20 protein-coding genes and 1 riboswitch are annotated in these 22367 nt (G+C 41.8%); of the genes, 4 read left to right on the forward strand and 16 right to left on the reverse strand.

Annotation, left to right across the window (positions count from 1 at the left end; genetic code table 11):
• Positions 1-4 precede the first annotated feature (4 nt).
• From ligA to NYE32_RS07685, 10 genes are all read right to left on the reverse strand, one after another.
• The gene (gene ligA / locus NYE32_RS07640; RefSeq protein ID WP_073689612.1) at positions 5-1963 is read right to left on the reverse strand and encodes an NAD-dependent DNA ligase LigA; all 1959 of its coding nucleotides are present in this window, start codon (positions 1961-1963) and stop codon (positions 5-7) included.
• A gap of 50 nt (positions 1964-2013) precedes the next feature.
• Positions 2014-2523 carry a QueT transporter family protein gene (locus NYE32_RS07645; RefSeq protein ID WP_073689613.1) on the reverse strand — a complete coding sequence of 170 codons (510 nt, stop codon included), beginning with the start codon at positions 2521-2523 and terminating at the stop codon, positions 2014-2016.
• 90 nt (positions 2524-2613) lie between these two features.
• Positions 2614-3573, reverse strand: a complete 960-nt coding sequence (locus NYE32_RS07650; RefSeq protein WP_073689614.1) for a YihY/virulence factor BrkB family protein — start codon at positions 3571-3573, stop codon at positions 2614-2616.
• Position 3574: 1 nt separating this feature from the next.
• Positions 3575-4435 (reverse strand): methionyl aminopeptidase, encoded by an 861-nt coding sequence (locus tag NYE32_RS07655; RefSeq protein ID WP_004183173.1) that lies wholly within the window; start codon positions 4433-4435, stop codon positions 3575-3577.
• Positions 4436-4474: 39 nt separating this feature from the next.
• Complete coding sequence (spxR, locus tag NYE32_RS07660; protein ID WP_037598368.1) at positions 4475-5755, reverse strand: CBS-HotDog domain-containing transcription factor SpxR; 1281 nt, start codon at positions 5753-5755, stop codon at positions 4475-4477.
• On the reverse strand, positions 5748-6293 hold the full coding sequence (locus NYE32_RS07665) for a GNAT family N-acetyltransferase (RefSeq protein WP_073689615.1): 546 nt from the start codon (positions 6291-6293) through the stop codon (positions 5748-5750). Before NYE32_RS07665 ends, spxR begins: the two co-directional genes overlap by 8 nt.
• Positions 6294-6358: 65 nt before the next feature.
• Positions 6359-7621, reverse strand: coding sequence for a UDP-N-acetylglucosamine 1-carboxyvinyltransferase (locus tag NYE32_RS07670; RefSeq protein WP_073689616.1), 1263 nt, complete (start codon positions 7619-7621; stop codon positions 6359-6361).
• Positions 7622-7706: 85 nt separating this feature from the next.
• On the reverse strand, positions 7707-9947 hold the full coding sequence (locus NYE32_RS07675) for a DNA internalization-related competence protein ComEC/Rec2 (protein WP_073689617.1): 2241 nt from the start codon (positions 9945-9947) through the stop codon (positions 7707-7709).
• Positions 9937-10632, reverse strand: coding sequence for a helix-hairpin-helix domain-containing protein (locus NYE32_RS07680; protein ID WP_073689618.1), 696 nt, complete (start codon positions 10630-10632; stop codon positions 9937-9939). The genes NYE32_RS07675 and NYE32_RS07680 overlap by 11 nt, the downstream gene beginning before the upstream one ends.
• A 107-nt stretch (positions 10633-10739) precedes the next feature.
• Positions 10740-11495 (reverse strand): 1-acyl-sn-glycerol-3-phosphate acyltransferase, encoded by a 756-nt coding sequence (locus NYE32_RS07685; protein WP_073689619.1) that lies wholly within the window; start codon positions 11493-11495, stop codon positions 10740-10742.
• A 129-nt stretch (positions 11496-11624) separates the two neighbouring features.
• Here NYE32_RS07685 and NYE32_RS07690 point away from each other — a divergent pair, with 129 nt between their 5' ends.
• The 3 genes from NYE32_RS07690 to NYE32_RS07700 are packed head-to-tail and all read left to right on the forward strand — an operon-like array spanning position 11625 to position 13647.
• Positions 11625-12560 (forward strand): polysaccharide deacetylase family protein, encoded by a 936-nt coding sequence (locus NYE32_RS07690; RefSeq protein WP_049545587.1) that lies wholly within the window; start codon positions 11625-11627, stop codon positions 12558-12560.
• A gap of 49 nt (positions 12561-12609) precedes the next feature.
• The gene (locus tag NYE32_RS07695; protein WP_049545588.1) at positions 12610-13374 is read left to right on the forward strand and encodes a tRNA1(Val) (adenine(37)-N6)-methyltransferase; all 765 of its coding nucleotides are present in this window, start codon (positions 12610-12612) and stop codon (positions 13372-13374) included.
• Between the two features lie 3 nt (positions 13375-13377).
• Positions 13378-13647 (forward strand): GIY-YIG nuclease family protein, encoded by a 270-nt coding sequence (locus NYE32_RS07700; RefSeq protein ID WP_008535312.1) that lies wholly within the window; start codon positions 13378-13380, stop codon positions 13645-13647.
• A gap of 206 nt (positions 13648-13853) precedes the next feature.
• On the opposite strand, the gene NYE32_RS07705 is transcribed toward NYE32_RS07700, so the two are convergent.
• The 3 genes from NYE32_RS07705 to NYE32_RS07715 form a co-directional block, all read right to left on the reverse strand.
• Positions 13854-15440 (reverse strand): DEAD/DEAH box helicase, encoded by a 1587-nt coding sequence (locus NYE32_RS07705; RefSeq protein ID WP_049545589.1) that lies wholly within the window; start codon positions 15438-15440, stop codon positions 13854-13856.
• A 194-nt stretch (positions 15441-15634) separates the two neighbouring features.
• Positions 15635-16540, reverse strand: coding sequence for a magnesium transporter CorA family protein (locus NYE32_RS07710; RefSeq protein WP_002884299.1), 906 nt, complete (start codon positions 16538-16540; stop codon positions 15635-15637).
• A gap of 12 nt (positions 16541-16552) precedes the next feature.
• Positions 16553-16933, reverse strand: coding sequence for a PH domain-containing protein (locus NYE32_RS07715; RefSeq protein WP_013991039.1), 381 nt, complete (start codon positions 16931-16933; stop codon positions 16553-16555).
• A 103-nt stretch (positions 16934-17036) separates the two neighbouring features.
• Positions 17037-17155, forward strand: a riboswitch (TPP riboswitch).
• Positions 17156-17235: 80 nt separating this feature from the next.
• Here NYE32_RS07715 and thiT point away from each other — a divergent pair.
• Positions 17236-17811 (forward strand): energy-coupled thiamine transporter ThiT, encoded by a 576-nt coding sequence (gene thiT, locus NYE32_RS07720; RefSeq protein ID WP_073689546.1) that lies wholly within the window; start codon positions 17236-17238, stop codon positions 17809-17811.
• A 411-nt stretch (positions 17812-18222) separates the two neighbouring features.
• Here thiT and NYE32_RS07725 read toward each other — a convergent pair whose 3' ends face one another.
• The 3 genes from NYE32_RS07725 to murF form a co-directional block, all read right to left on the reverse strand.
• Positions 18223-19767, reverse strand: coding sequence for a peptide chain release factor 3 (locus NYE32_RS07725; protein WP_002884210.1), 1545 nt, complete (start codon positions 19765-19767; stop codon positions 18223-18225).
• A gap of 359 nt (positions 19768-20126) precedes the next feature.
• Positions 20127-20792 carry a TIGR02206 family membrane protein gene (locus NYE32_RS07730; protein ID WP_070655494.1) on the reverse strand — a complete coding sequence of 222 codons (666 nt, stop codon included), beginning with the start codon at positions 20790-20792 and terminating at the stop codon, positions 20127-20129.
• 89 nt (positions 20793-20881) lie between these two features.
• Positions 20882-22255, reverse strand: coding sequence for a UDP-N-acetylmuramoyl-tripeptide--D-alanyl-D-alanine ligase (gene murF, locus NYE32_RS07735; protein WP_070655492.1), 1374 nt, complete (start codon positions 22253-22255; stop codon positions 20882-20884).
• Positions 22256-22367 lie beyond the last annotated feature (112 nt).

The following is a 22367-nucleotide window of genomic DNA, read 5'->3' on the forward strand; positions in this document are numbered from 1 at the left end:
ACTCCTATAAATCCAGCAACCAAGCCTCATCTTTTACTTCAATTCCTAGGCTTTGTGCTTTTTCCAACTTACTTCCGGCATCACTACCAGCAACTACTAAATCTGTTTTCTTAGAGACAGAACCTGTCACCTTAGCACCCAGAGCTTCTAGTTTTGCCTTTGCTTCACTACGTTTAAGATGCTCCAATTTTCCTGTCAAAACAACTGTCCTACCAGATAAGATAGCATCATCTGCCACCTTTTGTCCAAGATAGGACAAATTAACGCCATAGGATTCCAGTTCTTTCATAAGAACCTGAGCCTCCTCCTTAGCAAAATAGCGCTGGATGGACTTGGCAATAACCTCTCCTAAACCATCTACAGCAGCAATAGCCTCGACATCTGCACTGGCTAACTCTTGTATGCTGCCAAAAGCTTCTAGCAACTGCTTACTAACTTTGGCGCCAACATGGTGAATACCCAAGCCATAGAGCAATTTCTCTGCAGAATTTTCTTTTGATGCTTGAATGGCTGCGTAAAGTTTTTCAGCCGACTTTTCCTTGAAACCTTCCAATTGAAGGAAATCCTGACTGTTCAAGCCATAGATATCAGCCACATCTTTAACCAATTCAGCTTTAAAGAGCTTTTCAACCACTGAAGGTCCCATACCTGCGATGTTCATGGCATCTCGAGAGGCAAAATGAATCAGACCTTCCTTAATCTGAGCAGGGCAAGAAGGATTGATACAACGTAGGGCAACTTCATCTTCAAAATGTAAAAGACCACTGCCACAAGATGGACATTGAGTCGGTACTTCCATCGGCTCCTGTGTCGTACGCTTACTCTCTACTACACGAAGTACAGCAGGGATAATATCACCAGCTTTGTAGACAATTACGGTATCACCGATACGAATGTCTTTTTCGGCAATGTAATCTACATTATGAAGGGTGGCTCGACTAACCGTTGTCCCCGCTAATTGCACTGGAGTCAAATTAGCAGTCGGCGTTACTACACCCGTACGACCTACTTGCCAGTCCACTGAGAGAAGCTCTGCTTCCTTTTCCTCAGCCGGGAATTTATAAGCAATAGCCCAACGTGGCGCCTTAACTGTAAAACCGAGTTCTTCTTGCATAGCCAAACTATTGACTTTGATGACAACACCATCAATGTCATAGGCCAAGTGATCACGATCTTCTCCTACAGCTTGAATAAAGTCCCAAATCTCATCCATCGATGATGTGACAATGCGTCGTGGATTAACAGAGAAACCGAGTTCTGCCACTTCATTTAAGACATCATTTTGTGTTAGACGTTCCGTTGGACTAGCTTCCTGATAAAGGAAAGTCGCCAAACGACGCTCTGCAACTACTTTGGTATCTAATTGACGAAGAGTTCCTGCTGCAGCATTACGTGGATTGGCAAATTCGGCCTCACCATTTTCCTGGCGTTGGATGTTGATGCGTTCAAACTCAGCCCGAGGCAGGTAACACTCCCCACGCACCGTAATATTAAGAGGTTGGTCCAACTTCAGAGGAATATCTGAGATACGCTTGACATTTTCAGTGATATTCTCACCTACAGAACCATCACCACGTGTCGCACCTACCTGAAGAATACCATCCACATAGGTCAACGAGATAGAAAGCCCATCGATTTTGAGTTCAGCCATATAATCAGCATTAGGAAATTCGTCCTTAACCCTCTTATCAAAGGCATCTAGCTCTTCTCGTGAAAAAGCATCCTGCAAACTATAAAGCGGATACTCATGTTGATATTTTTCAAAACCATCAAGTACCAGCCCTCCCACACGATGTGTTGGACTATCTGCTTGAACAAGTTCTGGATGTTCAGCCTCCAAAGCTACAAGCTCACGATAAAGCTTATCATACTCGGCATCTGACACTGATGGATTATCTTCCGTATAATACTCTTTTGCATACTGGTTAAGTTTAACAACCAGCTCTTTCATTCGTTTTTCCATAGGAACATTTTAACATAAAAGCAGAAAAAAACGCCTTTACAGACGTTAATTTAGGAAACAAAATCAATAACTTTGGCCAATTTCTTAATAAGAATTGCACCAACTAAGAGAGAAGCCAATTCTCCCATAGCAACAGTGAACCAAGTTGCCCAAAATGGTGCCTGAGTAACCAAGGTCAACTCAGCCGCAATTGTCACCATGAAGAATGAGAAGTAAAAGGCAAAGTAAACATGAGCCTTGTCAAAAAGTCCACCTAAAATATCTTGGTTCTTAAATCGGTCGAAGAAATAAACACCTGAACCGACAAAGACCAGTGTCGAGAGACTTCCGACAACCACATCAATCATGTTAAAGCTAAAGAAATTAGCAATCACACAGCCCAAAGTCACGGCAATGATATACTTGCGATTATAAAATCCTAAAAGATTGAACATTTCTGCAATTCGGAACTGGTAGGGACCATACGAAGTTAAGTTAAAAGGTGGCACAACAGTCAAGACTACATAAAGAGCTGCCACAATAGCAATATGTGTTAAATCACGAACAGTTTGTTTTTTCATTTTTCCTCCATAATCATTATCTTTTTATTATCTACAAAGGATAATATTCCCGTCAAAAGAGCCTGGATCTCACCAAGCTCTCTTTATCATCTAGGAATCATCCTCATCTTTTTTGTGTTTTTTGCTGTCACTACCGTCTCCAGAAAAGCTCTGAATAATAGTAATCACATCTCCTCTTCTACTTTTCAGTTCACCCTGTCTAAGCTCTTGATAGGTCGCATTAAAGACGGCCCCCAAAATCAAAATCCTGGCCAAGAAGATGAACCAAAGCATGAAGACGAAAATCATAATGGATCCAAATAACTTGATATCAACTAATCGACTCAAGGTACGAATCACATAAGTTCCAAACAAGTTGCTTAAATAGCCAATCACTAAAGTCGTAAAGATAGTCCCTGGCATAACATAGCGGATTTTTCGAATCTTCACATTCGGAAGCACAAAATAAAGCACCATCATTCCCAGGAAGACAACTGCAATACTCAGAGGCTGGATACTATTTAAAATAAACTGAGTCATCTTGGAACCAATAGGATAGGTCTGTGTAATAACTCTAAGGACCGACTGAATAATCGTAGACAGCATTAGTGCAAAGGTGAGCAGGAACAAGATGACCAGACTCATGAAACCACCAACAATGTGGCTAATAAAGACATCACGGTGTTCTGAAGCACCATATGCCTTGTTAATCGCCTTTTGAAGCGAAGATAAGGACTTAATCATGGTCCAAAATCCCGTCAAAGAGGCAACTCCCAATAACTGTCCAGAAGGTGTCGAGAAGATATCTTTAACAACATTAGCTGCAGGTGCATAAAACTGCTTAGGAAGATGCTCATTCATAAACTTCAAGAGATCAGTCGTATCAATATTCAGATAGGGAAAGACATTTGCCGCAATGACAATAAGTGGAAAAACCGTCAAAATAAGATAGTAAGCCACTGCGATAGTTGAAATATCTACCTCTGCACTACGATAATGACTAAGATAAACCTGCAAAGGGCGCCACTGGAGTTTATCCAGGAGACGGGCCATTATGCCTTGTCGTTTCATACTAATAAGTTCTTTCTTCGCCTTGAGAAGTCAAAATTACTGGACCATCCTTAGTGATAACAAATTGGTGTTCATATTGACAAGAAAGTCCACCGTCAAGAGTTTTGTGAGCCCAACCCGTTTCAAGGTCAGTATCGATTTCCCAAGTACCAGTGTTAATCATCGGCTCGATAGTCAAAACCATTCCTTCTTTGAGACGGAGACCTCGTCCAGCCACCCCATAGTTTGGCACCATTGGTTCTTCGTGCATTGTTGGCCCAACTCCGTGTCCAACCAAATCACGAACAACACCGTAACCACGACTTTCAGCATATTCTTGGATAGCTGCACCGATATCACCGATACGGTTACCGACTACCGCTTGTTCAATGCCAAGGTACATAGCCTCACGTGTTACTTCCATAAGTTTTTTAACTTCGTCAGATGGCGTTCCAATCGCATAAGCCCAACATGAGTCAGCCAAACCGCCAGAATATGATTCCGTGTATTTTTTAACCTGAGCAACATTGTCAAAATCCAATTTTGACACATCAAGGACTGACTTATCGATAGGTTCTGACAAGACCATATCAACCTTCAAGAGGTCACCATCTTTCAAAATATAGTGACGTGGAAAGGCATGTGCCACTTCGTCATTAAGGCCACAGCATGTCGCATAAGGGTAATCCATAATGCTTCCCTCAACCCCAATCTGAAGGGGAAGGACATTCTCTTCTTTACAACGACGACGCACATACTCTTCCACTTCCCACATGTCTACTCCTGGTTTCAAGAGGTCACGTAGACCAATGTGAATGCTAGCAAGAAAATCCCCTGCCCTATCCATTGCTTCAATTTCACGTGCTGATTTTAATGTAATCATTGTTTTCTCCGTTTTCTTTATATCTTTTATTTTTAGTTACTAAGTTTTCTTAACCACAACGACTGATTTGCAGACGGTATGATTTCCGTGAGTAACCATAAGGTCCAGATGGGCTCTACGTCTGGTTTCAGCGATAATACTTGGTGTAATCGTCACCTTATCATCGATCTGAGCTGCCTGAAGAAAGTAAAACATCATCTCTTCAATCACAAGACCATTTTGTTCCTGCTTTTCCATGATACGATAGACAACCTCTTTAACCATCTCTGCAAGAACACCCTGAGTGAGGTTTCCAGAATTATCAATCATAGTGGGCTCGACCTCAAAGCTGAAAGCATGCTTGTCCTGGTTTAGGTTAGCTATCATTTGATCGCTAAAGGTGTGCAAGTTGCCACGATTATTGTCCTGAAGTTCTTCCAAAACCTGACGACGGGTGATAACACCTAGATAGTGTTTTTCTTCATCCACAACAGGAATGATATCAAAGTCCTCAAAAATCATCTTTTGGGCCACAGTTGCCAGACTAGTCTCAAGTCGTGTCACCGTCGGCTTGGTCATTATTGCCTTGAGCATGGTCGTCGGTTGCTGATTAGACACATCTCGCATGGTCACAATCCCAATCACCTTGTCAGCCTCAGACAGAATAGGAAAACGCACCAAGTTCGTTCGTTTCACCAAATTCTGAAAATCCCTGACTGTCATTTCTGGAGTCATGTAGTTGTAGTCTTCTCGTCTGGTATAGACTTGAGCCACAGTCTTGATGTCTGTTTTGATACGGACATTCGAAAGTGCCTGGTTAATCATGGTTGCCACGGTAAAAGTATCGTAAGTTGTTACCATGACTGGAAATTGCTTCAAACGTGAAAGCTCTTTGACCCTATCGGAAACCCGAAAGCCCCCCGTCACTAGAATAGCATTATTGTGTTCTAGGGCAAGCAATTGAATATCCTCACGGTCCCCAACAATAAGAAGATCTCCTTTGGTTAGATAACGGGTGATATTCTCAATAGTCATGGCTCCGATATAGAACTTACTGAAGACACGTTCCAGACCTTCATGACCAGAGATAACCTCAGACTCTGTAATCTCCGCAATCTCCGCAAAGGTCAGCTTATCAAGGCGAACCTGGACTTTCTTTTCAATTCGAACTGTCCCACTCCGAGGACGTGTCTCAACCAACCCTCGATTTTCAGCTTCTTTAATTGCTCGATAGGCAGTTCCATCAGAAACCTGTAAGTGATTCGAAATACTACGCACACTAACACGCTTACCGATAGGTAAGGCCTCTAGATAATCTAGAATTTCTTGATGTTTACTCACAGTTCTCCTCCTTCTCAAAGCGGAGATAATCACGCATGGTACGGGTGTATCGGTCTGCTCCCTTAAAGCGGGACACAAGTTTAAAGCCAGACTTCTCCGCTACACGAATCGATGCCTTATTTTCCAAGTGGGCAATAAGAATAATACGATCCATTCCCACAGCTGTCAAAGCCAAATTTGACAGACAAGTAACTGCCTCTGTCATTAATCCTCTACCCCAGTATGAGACATTCAAAAAATAGCCAAGCTCTGCAGTCCGTTTCTGGACATCTATCTTTTCAAAACGAACGACGCCAATCATCTTTTCTAACTCTTTATCTACAATAGCCCATACACCTAGAGGCTCCTTCATGAAGTAATGAACCAAAAGGCAATCCGTTTCATGCTGTGTTTGAGTGGCAGGAAAGAAAAATTGTAGATTCTTAGGATTTGATACAATTTCGTGTAAATCAAAACGATCCAAAAAGATGAGTGGTCTAAAAGAAAGGCGCTCCGACTCAAAGAAGGCAAAAGCACCCAGACTAGTCCAAATATCCATGATAGTATTATAACACAGTTTTAGAAATGGAAAAAGGCTCAACCACGAGGGGTTGAACCTTAGACTTAATCTTCAATCAAACGAATATCTGCACCAAGGTCAGAAAGTTTCTCAATGATATTTGAATACCCACGAAGAATAAACTCAATATTGGTAATTTCAGTTTGACCTTCTGCCATAAGACCTGCCGTAACAAGCGCAGCACCTGCACGCAAATCACTGGCTTTTACTGGCGCACCTGAGAGTTGCGTTGGACCATTGTAAACAATTTGTCCACCGAGTACCTGAATATCAGCACCCATACGAGCCAATTCAGGAACGTGGTTCACACGCTTCTCATAAATCGTATCAATAATTTTTCCTCGACCACTTGCTTTCAACAACAATGGTGTCATCGGTTGTTGTAAATCCGTCGCAAAACCTGGATAAGGCGATGTCTTAATGTCAATAGGTTTTAAATCACCTTGCTCTTCAACAAAGATGGCATCTTCTTCAACTGTCATACGAACACCCATTGCTTCAAGTTTAGCAATAAAACTTTCAAGGTGTTCATAAAGAACATTTTTAACCTTAATTCCCTTACCGATAGCCGCGGCCATAGCAATATAGGAACCCGCTTCAATACGGTCTGGAATAACCTGGTGACGAGTGCCATGTAAGCTTTCTACACCGTCAATCGTGATCACTTCTGTACCAGCACCACGTACTCGCGCACCCATATTATTCAAAAGTGTTGCCACATCAATAATCTCAGGTTCACGCGCTGCATTTTCAATGACCGTACGACCGTCAGCCTTAGCCGCTGCCAACATGGTATTGATAGTCGCTCCAACACTGACCGTATCCATGTAGATATGAGCACCCTTAATGCGTTGACCAGCATCAGTCGCAATACGCATAGATTCGTCTTCATAGGAAATGCTAGCACCCATCGCTTCAAAAGCCTTAAGGTGAAGGTCAATAGGACGTGGTCCCAAATCACAGCCACCAGGCAAACCTACTGTTGCTTGACCGTAACGTCCAAGCAAGCTACCGTAGAAATAGTAAGAAGCACGAAGGCTGTTAATCTTACCAAATGGCATTGGCATATCTTTAACGCCTCGTGGATCAATTTCAAGTGTTTCGCCATCACGCTTAACAGAACCACCCATTACTTCTATAATTTCAATTAGGTTATCGACGTCGCTGATTGATGGTACCCCGTCAAGGGTAACCACTCCATCAGATAAAATGATGGCTGGAATCAATGCAACAACTGAATTTTTAGCCCCTGATACTGTAACTTCTCCCTGAAGTTTCTTACCACCATTGATGATAATTTTACGCATACTGTTCAATCTTTCTTATACTGGAATATTAGCTTTTACATTCTACCATAGATTGAGGTGCATGACAAATTAAGAACTCTAACAATTATCGGACAGTTTCACTTGACCATTTAAACCAGCCCTTAAAACGGATGGCTCCGTCTTTATCTGTTCGTAAAATTTTAATGTGGCGTTGCTTAAAACGTTCTATTGTTTCATCATTTGGATGTTTATAACGATTGTTCTCACCAGCTGAAACAAGTGCAAGGGAGGGGTGCAGCTGGTCCAAAAAAGCTTCAGACGAAGAACCTTTTGAACCGTGGTGTCCAGCTTTGAGGACGCTTGCCCTTAAAGTTGGATAGCTGACCATCAGTTCCTCCTCTCCTTCTTTTTCCAAATCACCGGTAAACAGAAAACTGCTTCCTAATAGCTTTCCGTAAAGAACTATCGAATCATTGTTACCGCCATCACCAACTTTATTTGGATAAAGAACCTGTAGATTGCTTCCCATCATGGGTAATTTGTCGCCAGCCTTTAGAGTGTGAACTGGGCATTTTATAGTCCGAAGTCTTTTAACAAAGCTAGGCTTAGTCAAAGCCCCCTGACTGACACAGATTTCCTTAATCTTAAAACACTTGGCCACTTCTTCCAAATCACCAATATGGTCTGTGTCCGTATGCGTCAGGACTAGATAATCAATTTGAGACACTCCTCTAGCCTGTAGATAGGGAATCAAGGTTTTCTCCGCATTGCTCGTCTGGCTAGACTCTTGCCATTTTTCCTTAGCTCCAAACGTCACCTTGCCACCCACATCAATTAGGATAGTCTCGCCTTTCATACTCCTCAGAAAAATACTATCTCCCTGACCAACGTCAACCACAGTCACCTCATTGGTTAAAGGATGTTTGACCCAGACCATCAAAAGACCAAAAATCATCAAAAGGCAAATCCTAAACTGAGGCTTTTTCCAAAAATCAAAGAGCAAAATCAATACAGCTATCATCAAGCCAAACTGAAACAAACTAGGTTTCCCTAAAATCAAAGGTTGACCTATCCAGGATTGTATCCAAGTCAAAAAGGACTCCATCCATTCAAAAAGTGGGTTGATTTGAGAAAAGATTACCAGTCCTGAGAGGGCAAAGAATACCGTCAATACAGGCAAGAGAAAGCTATCAAATACAATTGAAAAGATTGTAGTGAGAATCAAACTAACTGGTTGAAAAGTCCCATAATAGTAGGTTAAAAAGGGCAAAATCCCAAGACTCAATACCAAGCTCGTATAGATTGATTTCTTTAAAGATGACAAGTCCTCAAAATCAAACAAACACAACAAGAAGGCATAGGAACAACTTAATACACCTCCCACTGTTAAGAGAAAATGAGGTAACAAGAGAAACAATAGAAGCAAGGTTATTCCCATATTGTCCAGTTTTTTAATATCAAACTCAGCCAGCAAACTTTGAACCAAGGAACGTAGGACTGAAGCTGTCCATCCTGTCATTAAGCCATAACATAAGGAAAAAGGCAGCAAGACGATAAATAGATAATCTTTAGGAAGACCTAAGCGTAGGAGACCGTAGCGAAACCATCCCAGAAAAAAGCCCACTTGCATCCCCGAAAGTGCGAATAGATGAATAATACCTAGACTTGTGTAAAGCTGGCTCTGCTCACCGAACTCCTTATCCAAATACCCAAAGAGCAGGCCTGTCATATAGTGTCTCATAGGACTAGGAAAGTGCGTCTGGATATGAACCAAAGCCCTCCTCCTCAGTTGATGGAAAAAAGCTAGGGGAGATAGAGATTTTTGAGGTACCACTTGGTCCAAGCGCTCAATCTGAGCGATTCGATAAATACCTTGACTGGCAAGATAAGACTGATAATTAAACCCTTGAAAATTACGTTGACCAGTTGCTGGGATTAACGTAATTTTCCCTTTTAATACTAGCGTTTGACTAGTAGTCTTGAAAAAATGCTGCTCCTTCTCAGATTTGAGTCGGTAAAAGACCTGATAGTTTTGTCCCTTGGCCTTACCGATAGCGGATAATTGCTCACCATTAACCGATAGCGTATCAGCAATCAGAGTCACCTGATTGATTTCAGCAGGGGCTTGTTTATCTTGTATGCTAGCTCTGTGGTGCAAGAATAAAAAGTAGACCAAAAAGAAACTACCTACAAGTCCCACCAACTTTAGGGCTGTCTTATTCTTCCAATGATGCTTCAAAAAACAGACCATAAGAAAGACAAAAGTCCCAATAGCGTAAACATTAGTGACAAAAATCGTAAAATAAAGGGCAGCTATTAAAAGAGACAAGGAAAAAAGATTGATTGGAGCTTTTTTAAGCCACATAGAGGGACTCTCTGATTTTATCTAATGTTTTATCTCCAATTCCTGAGACATTTTTCAAGTCATCTACGGATTGAAAGCCTCCATGACTTTCACGATAGGCGATGATATCCTCTGCTCGCTTAGCTCCAATTCCAGAAATGGTTTGCAATTCCTCTGCAGTCGCTGTATTTAAGTTAATTTTCCCATCCTTAGCATTAGTTTGTCCTCCTTTGTCAGAATCCTGACTAGTTCCTGATTGACCAAGGACAGAAAGGTTTTCATCCTTAGTTGCCACATAGATAACCTCTTCGTCTGACAAGCTTGCGGCTAAATTAACACTCTTAGCATCCGCATCCTCGGTCATTCCCCCAGCGGCTTTGATGGCGTCAGTCACTCTAGTGCCCGCTTTTAGCGTATAAACCCCTGGCTTGACTACGGCTCCTTTAACATCCACTGTTACTTTTGACTTATCCTTTTCACTTTCTTCCGTCTTTGACTGAGAAGACACTTCAGTAAGTGATTTTGACCCTTCTTTGGATGAGGAGGTTGACAATGTTGTCACATCTGTATAAGACGTCTCCGCCTCCATGCTGTTGCCGGCACCACAAGTCATCCATAGAAAGAAGCAAAAAATCACCATCAGTACAGCGATGACACTCACAAACAGACGATTATCTTTGACATAGGCTAGAATCTTTTCCTTCACGCTATTCTCCTTAATTGATATATTTCCTTTCTTATTCGTAAAAAATTTTAAAAAAATATCAAAAAGTAAAAAACTCCATCAGATCTATGTCTGATAGAGTTTTTAGCTTATTTCTGAGTTTCTTTGGCACGATGTTTTTCAGGATTCCAAACAAAGCTAGCTACATATGAGAAAGCCATGGTCAAAAGTACCGCAATGATAGCCGCAATACCGAGAGGTACTCGGTAAATATAAGTCAAAGGATTGGGTTTCTTGCCTGTTTGATAGCTCAAAGCTTCCTCATCAAGGCGATCAAATTCAGACTGGATACGACGAGCAACCTCTTGGATATTTTCGTCATTCAAACGCTTCAAATCTGAAATATCAATGGGATTACCATAGTTCATATCCACACGTTCACCTGTCAAGAGCCCCTTGAGTTCACGAGGTCCTTGATAGACAACCGGCATAATCTTAACCTTAGCCATCTTAGCGATAACTGCAACCCCACCCTTAACATCAGATGAATGGCGGCTACCACTTGGGAACATAATCAAACTACGGTTACTCTTCTTAAGCATGTTAACAGGGTACTTGATAGCTTCTTGACCAGGATTTTCACGGTCAATTGGGAAGGCTCCACACATACGGATCCACCAACCAAAGATACGGCTCTTGAAGAGTTCTTTCTTAGCCATGAAAATAAACTGCTTAGGACGGGCTGAAAAAGCCATATAAACAGGGTCCCACCAAGTTCTGTGCGGAGCAACCAAGATATAGTTTTCATCCTTGTTCAATAATTTATCGCGATTGTGGTAATGGGCATTACCATTGATAATCCAAAGAAGGAAGACAACAAGCCCACGTAAATAAGCGTAAAACACGTTTTTACCTCTTTTTCTACAAGTTTTTTACTATTATACCAAAAAAGGAGCTCTTTTTTCACCGAATTTCTTTGTAAAAGTCTTGAAAATGGTGTGGCACTTTCTAATAGTTTGAGCTATAATGTAACTATGAAAAAAAGTATTGAGATTATAGGGAAAAATCGAAAGGCACTTAATCTTTGCCTCATTATTGCAAACTTGGCTGTTCTGGCTATCCTAGGCTTTGTCCTATTCCAACGCCATAACACGAAATCTGAACAAGTAGCCAAGGCTGAAAAGACTGAACAAGTCGCTAATAGCACAAGCTCATCTTCAGAAAAAGCTAAAGAAGATGATGAAACACAACTCAAGAAAGGTAGTAACCACAGCATTGCAGCTTCTGACTATGCTTACGATGTTACTGCTGTGAATAACACTATTCGAGGCCAGTCTCAGGATATCGACGACAAGGTAGTCTTTTTAACATTTGACGATGGGATTGATCCAACACTGACCCCACAAGTCATGAGTATTTTGAAAGAATACGGTGTTCACGCCACATTCTTCCACATTGGTTACACCATTACACAAGAAAATGCGGACATCCTCAAACGCCAAATTACAGAAGGACATGCGATTGCCAACCATAGCCTCAGCCATAACTTTAATCTCCTTTATCCAGGACGTGTTCCTAATCAAAGTCAGATTGTTTCTGAGGTTAACCAAACCATGGCTAATTTCCAAGCCATCCTAGGTAAAGACTTCAAGACAAGAATCTTCCGTTATCCTGGTGGTCATATGTCATGGCAAGGTTTAGAAAGTACTGACCAAGCTCTCGCCAAGGAAGGTGTCCAGTGGATTGACTGGAACATGCTTTGTGGTGATGCAGAACCAGCCTCTGTTCGCCCAACGACATCTGAAACCATGATGGCCTACTTGGATGGTTCACAAAAATATTTCCCTGAGAGTCATGTTAAGGTTGTGCTTATGCACGACACTGCTGGTAAGGAGCTCACAGTTCAGACCCTTCCACAAATTATCGAATACTTCAAAGATCAAGGTTACACCTTTGGTGTCCTAGAGTAATCACTCACAACAGTTCCTTTGGGAGCTGTTTTTTGTTACAATAAAAGCTATGACAAACCCAATTTTAAAAGATGGAGAACGCATTGACCAACTCTTCTCCACAGATGTAAAAATCATTCAAAATAAGGAGGTCTTCAGCTATTCTATCGACAGTGTCCTCCTCTCTCGATTTCCAAAAATTCCCAAGAAGGGGTTAATCGTCGACCTCTGTTCGGGAAATGGTGCCGTTGGCCTCTTTGCTAGTACACGTACTGAGGCACCAATTACCTTGGTTGAGCTACAAGAACGTCTGGCTGACATGGCCAAACGTTCCGTCACTCTCAACCAACTAGAGGACCAGGTGACCGTTGTCAATGACGACCTGAAAAATTTGCTTGACCATGCCCCACGATCTCAGGTGGACCTTATTCTCTGTAACCCTCCCTACTTTAAGGCGACAGAAACGTCCAAGAAGAATCTGTCCGAGCACTACCTCTTGGCCCGTCACGAAATCACAACCAATCTAGAGGAAATTTGCCAGGTCGCTCGTCATGCCCTCAAATCCAATGGACGCATTGCCATGGTACATCGCCCAGATCGTTTTTTGGATATCATCGACACCATGCGCCAGTATAATCTAGCACCTAAACGCATCCAGTTTATCTATCCTAAGATGGGACGTGAGGCAAATATGCTCCTGATTGAAGCCATTAAAGACGGCTCGACAGATGGCTTGAAAATCCTTCCACCACTCTTTGTGCATAAGGAAAATGGCGATTATACTGACGAAATTTATGAGATTTACTTTGGAAAAAAGACTGAGGGTGAGTCCTAAACGATGACAGAAAAGGATAGCAAGGCCTACATGTATGTGGTTGAGTGTGCTGATGGCACCCTCTATACAGGCTACACCACAGATGTCGAACGCCGCCTCAAAACCCATAACTCAGGCAAGGGCGCTAAGTATACCAGAGCTCGCCTACCAGTTAAACTCCTCTACTCAGAAGCCTTCGCTAGCAAGCCTGAAGCCATGAGCGCCGAAGCACTCTTTAAGAAAAAAAGCCGAGAGAAAAAACTAGCCTATATCAAAGAACACACGGAAAAATAACCGTGTGTTTTTTTGAATTTACTTGAGACTACTACTTCTACTTTCTAATAATAACTATTTTACACTTAAAATGTTTGCGCTTTCATAAAAAAATACTATAATTAGGAACTTTGAAAAAGTTCGCTGACGTCCGCACTCACCTAAGGGAAGTCTCAAAAAATAGGTATATAAAAAAACGCTCTATTTTCATAGAGCGTTTTCATTGTTTATTTATCACCCTTGTTACGGATAACAAAGCCGTTTTTCTTCTCGCTTGAGGTACGGTGTGGGCGTTTGTTGCCATGGTTTTCGAAGTCACGGCTATTCTTCTTAGACTTGCGTTTGAAGTCACGACGGCCACCGTCTCGGTCATCGCGGTTACGGTCGCCACGGTATCCACCACGACGGTTGTTATCGCGACCACGGTTGCTACGGCCACCTTTGCCGCCTTTACCACCAAAGCCACCACCTGATGGTTTGAATGGCAATGGTTTTTCACGAGCAATTTCCACTTCTGGCATTGTCTCTGGGTCTTGAACGGTCAAGCTCAAGATGTAAAGTGCCAATTCTTCAGGAGTGAATTCTTGAGCCAATTTAACCGCATCACCTTTGAACTTGTCAAAGTTAGAACGGATAGCTTCATCCGCAAAGTCACGTTCGATTTTCTTAAGGGCAACTTTCTTCTTAGCTTGGAAGGCTTCTTGAGCTGTTGGTGGCTTAAGACCTTTCATGCGTTTCTTAGTCAAGTTTTCGATAATTCCCAAGTAACCCATTTCATTTGGTGCTACGAAAGTAATAGATTGACCTGATTGGCCTGCACGTCCTGTACGTCCAATACGGTGAACGTAGCTTTCTGGATCTTGTGGAATATCGTAGTTGTAGACGTGAGTGACACCTGAAATGTCAAGACCACGCGCTGCAACGTCTGTCGCAACCAAAATATCGATTTGGTCGTTCTTGAAGTCACGGATAACACGAAGACGCTTATTTTGGTCAAGGTCACCGTGGATACCTTCTGCACGGAAACCACGAAGTTTCAAACCACGTGTCAACTCATCCACACGACGTTTGGTACGTCCAAAGACAATTGACAATTCTGGTTGGTCAACGTCCATAAGGCGGGTCATGGTATCAAACTTCTCTTGTTCCTTCACTCGGATAAAGTATTGGTCAACGTTAACATTTGTTAATTCTTTAGCCTTGATTTTCACATGCTCAGGATCTTTCATGAACTGCACACCAATACGTTTGATGGCATCAGGCATAGTTGCTGAGAAAAGAAGGGTTTGACGTTCTTCTGGTACTCGGCTAATGATAGCTTCAATATCTTCAAGGAAGCCCATGTTAAGCATTTCATCAGCTTCATCCAAAATTAAAGTCTCGATATTATTGAGTTTCAGAGCTTTACGTTTGATAAGGTCAAGGAGACGACCTGGTGTCCCTACAACAATGTGGGCACCTGAACGGAGGGCCTTAATTTGTTTCTCAATACTAGAGCCACCGTAGACTGAGCGAACCTTAACGCCCTTATCACGGCCAAAACGGAAAAGCTCTTCTTGAGATTGCACTGCCAACTCACGTGTTGGGGCAATCACAAGGGCTTGGATTGTATTTTCTTCTGTACGAATTTTATCTAGGGTAGGCAAACCAAAGGCAGCTGTTTTACCAGTACCAGTTTGGGCCTGACCGATAACATCCTTACCTTCAAGAGCCAGTGGAATCGTCAACTCTTGGATAGGTGATGGCTTTTCAAAACCGGCAGCTACAACAGCTGATTGGATGTCTTCTGATAGGTTTAAATCTGTAAATTTCAAAGTATTCTTCTTTCTATTTGAAGGCGGTGCGAAGCCACCTTATGAGACTTGGTTGTGTAGTAGTTTAACTACCTGTATTTAATAGTCGTTTATTTTAACAACTCATCTAGTCTATCATATTTAGAAATAAAAAGACAGAAAATAACGTTTTAAAACCGCCTCCAATTTGAGAAGACGGTTTCACTCACTAATTATTATTTATGGACCAACCAACGCAGGTAGCGGGCCAAGACCAAACAAAGAATCACACTACCGATAATGATGAAGATCCAGGCCGGACTGACAGTCATAAACGGTAAAGGAACATTCATCCCAAAGAAACCGGTAATGACGGCAAGTACTCCCAAGAGTACCTCAATAATGGTCAAATTACTCAAGTTGTTGTTCAGGTTGTTGTTTAGGATATTATTATAAGAACCTGATAGTTGCTGTAAGACCTTAGAAATGAGGTCCGTCATGGCTACTAACTGTCTAGCTTCAATCATAGCATCATCAAACTGTTCTTTTTCGACCTCATTGAGACGACGATAAATGGCGTGCCCCTTGATGTGTTCCAATAGAAGACGGTTTTGTGTAGCGGCAGCCACCAAATAGACCATGCCTGTTTCCAAATCTGAAAGGTCGTAAAGATTCTTACTAGTCGTAGTCTGTCTTAGACGTCGACTAACCTCATCTTTTTGCTGATCCAAACGTTCAATGACAGGATAATAAGCATTTGAAATCATCTCAAGCCCTGCAAAGAGCAATTTATAAATGGATAAATCCTCATGGTTATCCACATAGTCTTCCATTTTGCTAATCACATAAGCATTATCCTCATTACTAATGGTCACCAAACGCGTATCTTGTACAATAAAGGTCAGAGGAATGGTTTCATAGTATTCCTTGTCCTTCTCAAGAGCCAGAACATTATAGATAAAGGTAATTGTCCCATTCTCACGATTGTAGTCCATGTGAGCACGTTCATTTTTATCCAAGGCATACTCTATGGTTTCCTGATCAATATCATACTTGGTATAAAGGTAGGATTGCTCAGAAATAATATCTGAGTCAATATTAATCCAGTGACGCTTATAACCCAGTTCTTTTTCAATAAACATTTTTCTTCCTCATTACTTTAGCACTGCTGCTGCCAAAGCTTGTTGAATTTCAAAGACATTATTATCACTCTTAAATTGAAGTACTTCTGCAGGCTCAAGTGCCGATGAAATCCAAATCTTAAGTTCAGCATCTAGGTCAAAGTGCCCCGAGCTCTCTACAGTAAAACGAGAGATTGAGTGATAAGGGATAGACTTGTAAGAGGTTTTCTTCCCTGTGACACCTTGCTTATCGACTAAAATCAAGCGCTTCTCTGTAAAGACAATCAAGTCACGAACTAAAACATAGGCTAACTCCACCTGTTCACCTGGAATTAAGATACCTTCCAATTGGCGCTCAACCTTATCATTATCTTTTTTAGATGCGTTGCCAAGCAGTCCTGAAAAAAGTCCCATAGTTGTTTCTCCTTTTTTATTGTAAAGATAATCCTTGCTTTAACTATACCACAATTTTAGGATTTCAGACACTTGCAGAAATGGGTTTCTAGTAGTACAATTAAAGAGTCACAAGAGGAGCAATTGCTGAGAATGGCTAGCTTGATTTTTCTTCAAGACTTGCCTAAACTCTTACCACCTGATCAGGTTAGGACCTGCGTAGGGATGTGTCTCAAAATAGATTGAAATAGAGGAACTTCTATGACGTCGTTTTGATGTGGCAAAAATAGCCAATCAAGACGATTGGTATAGGAGGTTTTTTTATGTCGAAAACAAATATTCGGCCAATGATTGAGGTTGCCCTTTTTGCAACCATTGCTTATATCCTGGACCTAGTTACCCAGCCCATGTCACTAGGCCCTTGGATTTCCCTTTCCTTTAAGATGGTACCCATCTTTCTCCTCAGTTTTCGCTGGGGCTTAAAGGCTGGTGCTATGGGCGGTCTTATCTGGGGGCTACTTCAAGTGGTGACAGGACAGGCAGCCGGTGGTTGGCTAACCTTAACACAAGGTTTTCTGGAGTATTTTGTCGCCTTTAGTCTGATTGGTATCAGTGGTGTGGTCAAACCAGCCCTTGATAAAGCCATTAAAGAAGGTAATAAAGTCAAGTCTCTGATGGTGATTACTGAGGGGATTCTGCTTGGTAGCTTTGCTCGTTACCTCATTCACTTTATAGCCGGTGTCATCTTTTGGGGAAGCTATGCCCCTAAAGGACAAAGCCCTTATCTCTATTCATTTATTATCAATAGCTCATCCTTCCTAGGAGAAACATTGGCAAGCCTTATTGTTTTCTTCGCCCTGCAACGATTCCTAGGCAGATTACTCAATACAGAAAAATAAAAGAAACCATAGGACAGTCTTAAGTGAAAGTCCTATGGTTTCTTTTATTTTTAAGAGATATTACGACACGAAGTCAGACGAATCCATATTATTCAGCTGACGTAGTTAGTGAGACGGCTAGCTAGCCACAAGATAGGGGCTAGCGTCAAAAGATGAACGATTTACATAAACTATACATAGTATTACGACATGAGAAAACGGAAACGATTATTTTCCGTTTTCGAGTTAGTAAGGAACTTAGCCACGGTCTCATAGTATGTAGTGTAGATATCATTATTAAGATATTACGACACGAAGTCAGACGAATCGATATTATTCGTCTGACGTAGTTAGTGAGACGGCTAGCTAGCCACAAGATAGTGGCTAGCGTCAAAAGATGAACGATTTAAAATCGTCATCTTTTGTGCCGTATTACATCTTCTCTTCCAATGTTACATCTGGATATTTATCCGCAAACCAACGGAGGGCAAAGTCATTTTCAAAGAGGAAGACTGGTTGGTCAAAGCGGTCTTTGGCCAAGATATTTCGGCTTGATGACATGCGTTCATCGAGGTCCTCAGGTTGAATCCAACGTACGGTCTTTTTACCCATTGGTGTCATAACTACTTCAGCATTGTATTCATTTTCCATACGGTGTTTGAAGACTTCAAACTGAAGTTGCCCAACGGCACCAAGCATGTATTCACCTGTTTGGTAATTGGTGTAGAGCTGGATGGCTCCTTCTTGCACCAATTGTTCAATTCCTTTATGGAAGGACTTCTGCTTCATGACGTTTTTAGCAGAGACTTTCATGAACAACTCTGGCGTAAAGGTTGGTAGGGGTTCAAATTCAAATTTGTTTTTACCTACTGTAAGGGTGTCACCAACCTGATAAGTTCCTGTATCGTAAACCCCGATAATATCTCCAGCCACGGCATTTTCGACATTTTCACGGGATTCAGCCATAAACTGAGTGACGTTGGAGAGCTTAGCTCCTTTACCAGTACGTGTTAGATTAACACTCATACCACGCTCGAATTCACCAGACACAATACGAACGAAGGCAATACGGTCACGGTGACGTGGGTCCATGTTAGCTTGGATTTTGAAAACAAAACCAGAGAAATCCTTGTTGAGAGGATCAATCTCATCGCCATCCACTGTCTTGTGACCATGTGGTTCTGGTGCAAATTTGAGGAAGGTATCGAGGAAGGTTTGAACCCCAAAGTTAGTAAGGGCAGAACCGAAGAAGACCGGTGTCAATTCACCAGCTAAAATAGCTTCCTCAGAGAATTCATTACCCGCTTCTGTCAAGAGTTCAATATCTTCTTTAGCTTGCTCATAGAATGGGTTGTTGGCAAAAAGAGTATCACCATCTTCAATCTTGGCAAAGCGCTCGTCACCTTTATAGAGCTCCAAGCGTTCGTTATAGAGGTCATAAAGTCCTTCGAAGGCTTTACCCATACCGATAGGCCAGTTCATTGGGTAGCTGGCAATACCAAGCACTTCTTCCAACTCCTCCAAGAGGTCAAGTGGCTCACGTCCATCACGGTCCAATTTGTTCATGAAGGTGAAGACAGGAATACCACGGTGTTTGACAACTTCGAAAAGTTTTTTGGTTTGAGCCTCGATACCTTTGGCTGAGTCAACGACCATGACGGCAGCATCAACCGCCATAAGGGTACGGTAAGTATCTTCTGAGAAGTCCTCGTGCCCTGGGGTATCAAGGATATTGACACGTTTGCCAGCATAGTCAAACTGCATCACAGATGAAGTTACTGAGATACCACGTTGTTTCTCAATATCCATCCAGTCTGATTTGGCAAAGTTTCCGGTTTTCTTACCTTTTACGGTACCAGCTTCACGGATTTCACCCCCAAAGTAAAGCAATTGTTCAGTGATTGTTGTTTTACCAGCATCGGGGTGAGAGATGATGGCAAAAGTACGGCGTTTTTTGATTTCGTCTTGAATACTCATAGTTTTCTTTCTTCTTTGAAAATAATCTTTTTGTTACTTTTCCTTAGTGGTATGGATGTCAGTAGCTTCTTTGTAAATCTCAAACATCCCATGTCCCAGAGCTACTAATAGCAATAGGGGTTTTACCAGAACGAAAAGCAAGATCGTTGTAGCACTTATTCAGAAAATTTCTGTCTTTTGAAAGCTACATTTGTTGTCGAGGCTTGCGATAATTCTCGCAGGCACAGCTCTTTTATTATATCCAAATTACAGTGTGAAAGCAATTCTGAAAGCGTTTTGTGTTAGAATAAAACTAGAATAAAACAAATAAATTGACAAAGCACGCTATCAACTTTCTGATAGCGTGTTTCTTCATTTATTTAATATTTCTCTTCAAAATGCTCCAGACCTTTTTTCATGATTATCATGAGAATAATCAGAGCTCCTGAAACAGCAAGGTATTTGACAAGTAAGGGAGTTCCCATAATAAATGGTGTGTGTTTAAGCATGCCATAGTTTCCACCGATGGTCTGGTTAACTATTACCAAAGCTAGATTTAGTAATAAGGTAGCCACCACAATCAGCCGCTTGCTGACGGGATGGATTTTATAACTGTTAAAAATGACATTGAGGCTATTGACCAGTAGGGCATAGTGACCAATTAGGAAAGAAAAGCCTGTGATATGTGGAAACTCATAGGGATCAAATACTGGATAAATCAATGCACAGTAAGTCCCGACAACTCCCATAATAGCGAAATAGCTCTTTATTCTACTATTTTTCAGGAGGAGAACAGCAAACATGGCCATGCGGCAATGGTAAAGGGGCAGACTAATGTAAAGTGGAAAGCCCTGCCAGAGGTACCAGGTATAAAGGGCAAAGAGTTGAATGGCTTGGAAAGTGAGAAAGGTCCAACGCCATATCTTATTCTTATACCAACGCCAACTCAAGTAACTCAGAAGTACCATCGCCAAAAGCATAAGCAAATAATAGGGCAAAGGTATCTGAGGTGGATGAGTTTGGGTGGTTGTCAAAAAATTCTTCATTCTCTTCTCCTGCTGAAATTACTATGCCTGCTATTATATCAAATTTCAGGGTAAAGCAAAAACCTGCTTTAGAGAGCAGGTTAGAGAACTTAATTCTTAGCTTGTAATTCTTCCACGACCTTAGCTAGGTTCATAGAGTTAGAGCCCTTGAGCAAGATTTGATCGTGCTCACCTAGGCTTTCTTTGATTTGCTTAACCATAGCGTCAAATTGGTCTTCGTCAGCTGTTTTCTTGAAATAATAAACATGACCAAGAGGGAACATTTGGCTAGCAAGTTGTGACAATTCTGCAATGTCTTCACCGTAGAAAATCACCGTATCAATAGCATCTGGTGTCAGACTTAGTATCATCTGCGTGTGAAGTTGCACGGACTGTTCACCGAGTTCTTTCATATCGGCTAAGACAGCGATTTTCTTGCCTCCTTCATTCTTAGGAATGGCTGAGAAGGTCTCCAAAATGAGCTTCATGGCTGTTGGATTGGCATTATAGACATCTGAAAGGATGTCGGCACCGTTAGCTGCTTTTTTCCATTCAGTACGGTTCTTTGTAAGCTGCAAGTTAGCAAGAGCTGAGAGGATATTTTCCTCAGTTACACCCAAGTGTTTTGCGACATAGGCAGCAACCATGGCATTTGTGGCATTGTATTTTCCAGTGACTGGCAAAGTAACTTGTCCGTCTAGGAAGTTTGTTGAGAAGGTGAGGTGGTCTTTGAACTCTGTCAACTCAGAGACCGTAAGCTCCGCACCATCCCCAAAGCGTACCACTTCAAGATTGCTTGGCAAGAATGGATCGACGATAGGATCACTAGGTACCAGCAAGAGGCTACCATCAGGCATACCGTCTTGCATTTGCATTTTACCTTGAGCAATCTTGTCACGGCTACCAAAGAATTCCAAATGAGCCTCTCCGATTAAGGTAACAACAGCTGTTTTTGGCTTCGCCAAGGTTGACAAGAGGTGAATGTCTCCCATGTGGTCTTGCCCCATCTCAAGGACGATTTTCTCCGTATCATCAGGCATGTGTAGGGCAGTATAAGGAAGACCAATCTCATTGTTGTAATTACCTTGGGTCTTGTAAGTACGATAGGTTGTGGCCAAGATATCATAAATCATGTCCTTGGTCGTTGTCTTACCGTTAGAACCAGTCACCGCAACAACGTCAACACCGGTCTTTTCAAGATAGTAGGCAGCTAGTTTTTGGAAGGCTTCAAGAGCATCATCGACTAGGATATGGGCTTGATCAGCCGATAATTCTTTTTCTGTGAATGTCGCTAGAGCACCATTGTCAAAGGCTGTTGGGATAAAATCATGTCCATCACGTGCACCTTTGAGCGGCAAAAAGAGGTCTCCCGCTGTAATCTTACGGCTATCAAACTCAATCTGGTTAATGGCAACATCTTCATAGGCTGTGACATCATTTTTAGCGCCAACAACCTTGGCAATTTCATGGAGTGTCAGTTTCATCTTAAAATCCTCTGTTTTATTTTTACAAGTCTGGCAAGAAATAAGATTTTCTTGCCCGCAATCACTCCCAATTATATCACAAATCAGGCTAGCTTTTGCTTGGGAGATGAAT

The sequence above is a fragment of the Streptococcus sp. FSL R7-0248 genome, assembly GCF_037967965.1.
GTDB lineage: Bacteria > Bacillota > Bacilli > Lactobacillales > Streptococcaceae > Streptococcus.

What these genes read in the sequence shown, in the direction of transcription:
- ligA (WP_073689612.1), bottom strand. Translation starts at nt 1,963, where the DNA reads ATGGAAAAACGAATGAAAGAGCTGGTTGTTAAACTTAACCAGTATGCA.
- NYE32_RS07645 (WP_073689613.1), bottom strand. Translation starts at nt 2,523, where the DNA reads ATGAAAAAACAAACTGTTCGTGATTTAACACATATTGCTATTGTGGCA.
- NYE32_RS07650 (WP_073689614.1), bottom strand. Translation starts at nt 3,573, where the DNA reads ATGAAACGACAAGGCATAATGGCCCGTCTCCTGGATAAACTCCAGTGG.
- NYE32_RS07655 (WP_004183173.1), bottom strand. Translation starts at nt 4,435, where the DNA reads ATGATTACATTAAAATCAGCACGTGAAATTGAAGCAATGGATAGGGCA.
- NYE32_RS07665 (WP_073689615.1), bottom strand. Translation starts at nt 6,293, where the DNA reads ATGGATATTTGGACTAGTCTGGGTGCTTTTGCCTTCTTTGAGTCGGAG.
- NYE32_RS07670 (WP_073689616.1), bottom strand. Translation starts at nt 7,621, where the DNA reads ATGCGTAAAATTATCATCAATGGTGGTAAGAAACTTCAGGGAGAAGTT.
- NYE32_RS07675 (WP_073689617.1), bottom strand. Translation starts at nt 9,947, where the DNA reads ATGTGGCTTAAAAAAGCTCCAATCAATCTTTTTTCCTTGTCTCTTTTA.
- NYE32_RS07690 (WP_049545587.1), top strand. Translation starts at nt 11,625, where the DNA reads ATGAAAAAAAGTATTGAGATTATAGGGAAAAATCGAAAGGCACTTAAT.
- NYE32_RS07695 (WP_049545588.1), top strand. Translation starts at nt 12,610, where the DNA reads ATGACAAACCCAATTTTAAAAGATGGAGAACGCATTGACCAACTCTTC.
- NYE32_RS07700 (WP_008535312.1), top strand. Translation starts at nt 13,378, where the DNA reads ATGACAGAAAAGGATAGCAAGGCCTACATGTATGTGGTTGAGTGTGCT.
- NYE32_RS07710 (WP_002884299.1), bottom strand. Translation starts at nt 16,540, where the DNA reads ATGTTTATTGAAAAAGAACTGGGTTATAAGCGTCACTGGATTAATATT.
- NYE32_RS07715 (WP_013991039.1), bottom strand. Translation starts at nt 16,933, where the DNA reads ATGGGACTTTTTTCAGGACTGCTTGGCAACGCATCTAAAAAAGATAAT.
- thiT (WP_073689546.1), top strand. Translation starts at nt 17,236, where the DNA reads ATGTCGAAAACAAATATTCGGCCAATGATTGAGGTTGCCCTTTTTGCA.
- NYE32_RS07725 (WP_002884210.1), bottom strand. Translation starts at nt 19,767, where the DNA reads ATGAGTATTCAAGACGAAATCAAAAAACGCCGTACTTTTGCCATCATC.
- NYE32_RS07730 (WP_070655494.1), bottom strand. Translation starts at nt 20,792, where the DNA reads ATGAAGAATTTTTTGACAACCACCCAAACTCATCCACCTCAGATACCT.
- murF (WP_070655492.1), bottom strand. Translation starts at nt 22,255, where the DNA reads ATGAAACTGACACTCCATGAAATTGCCAAGGTTGTTGGCGCTAAAAAT.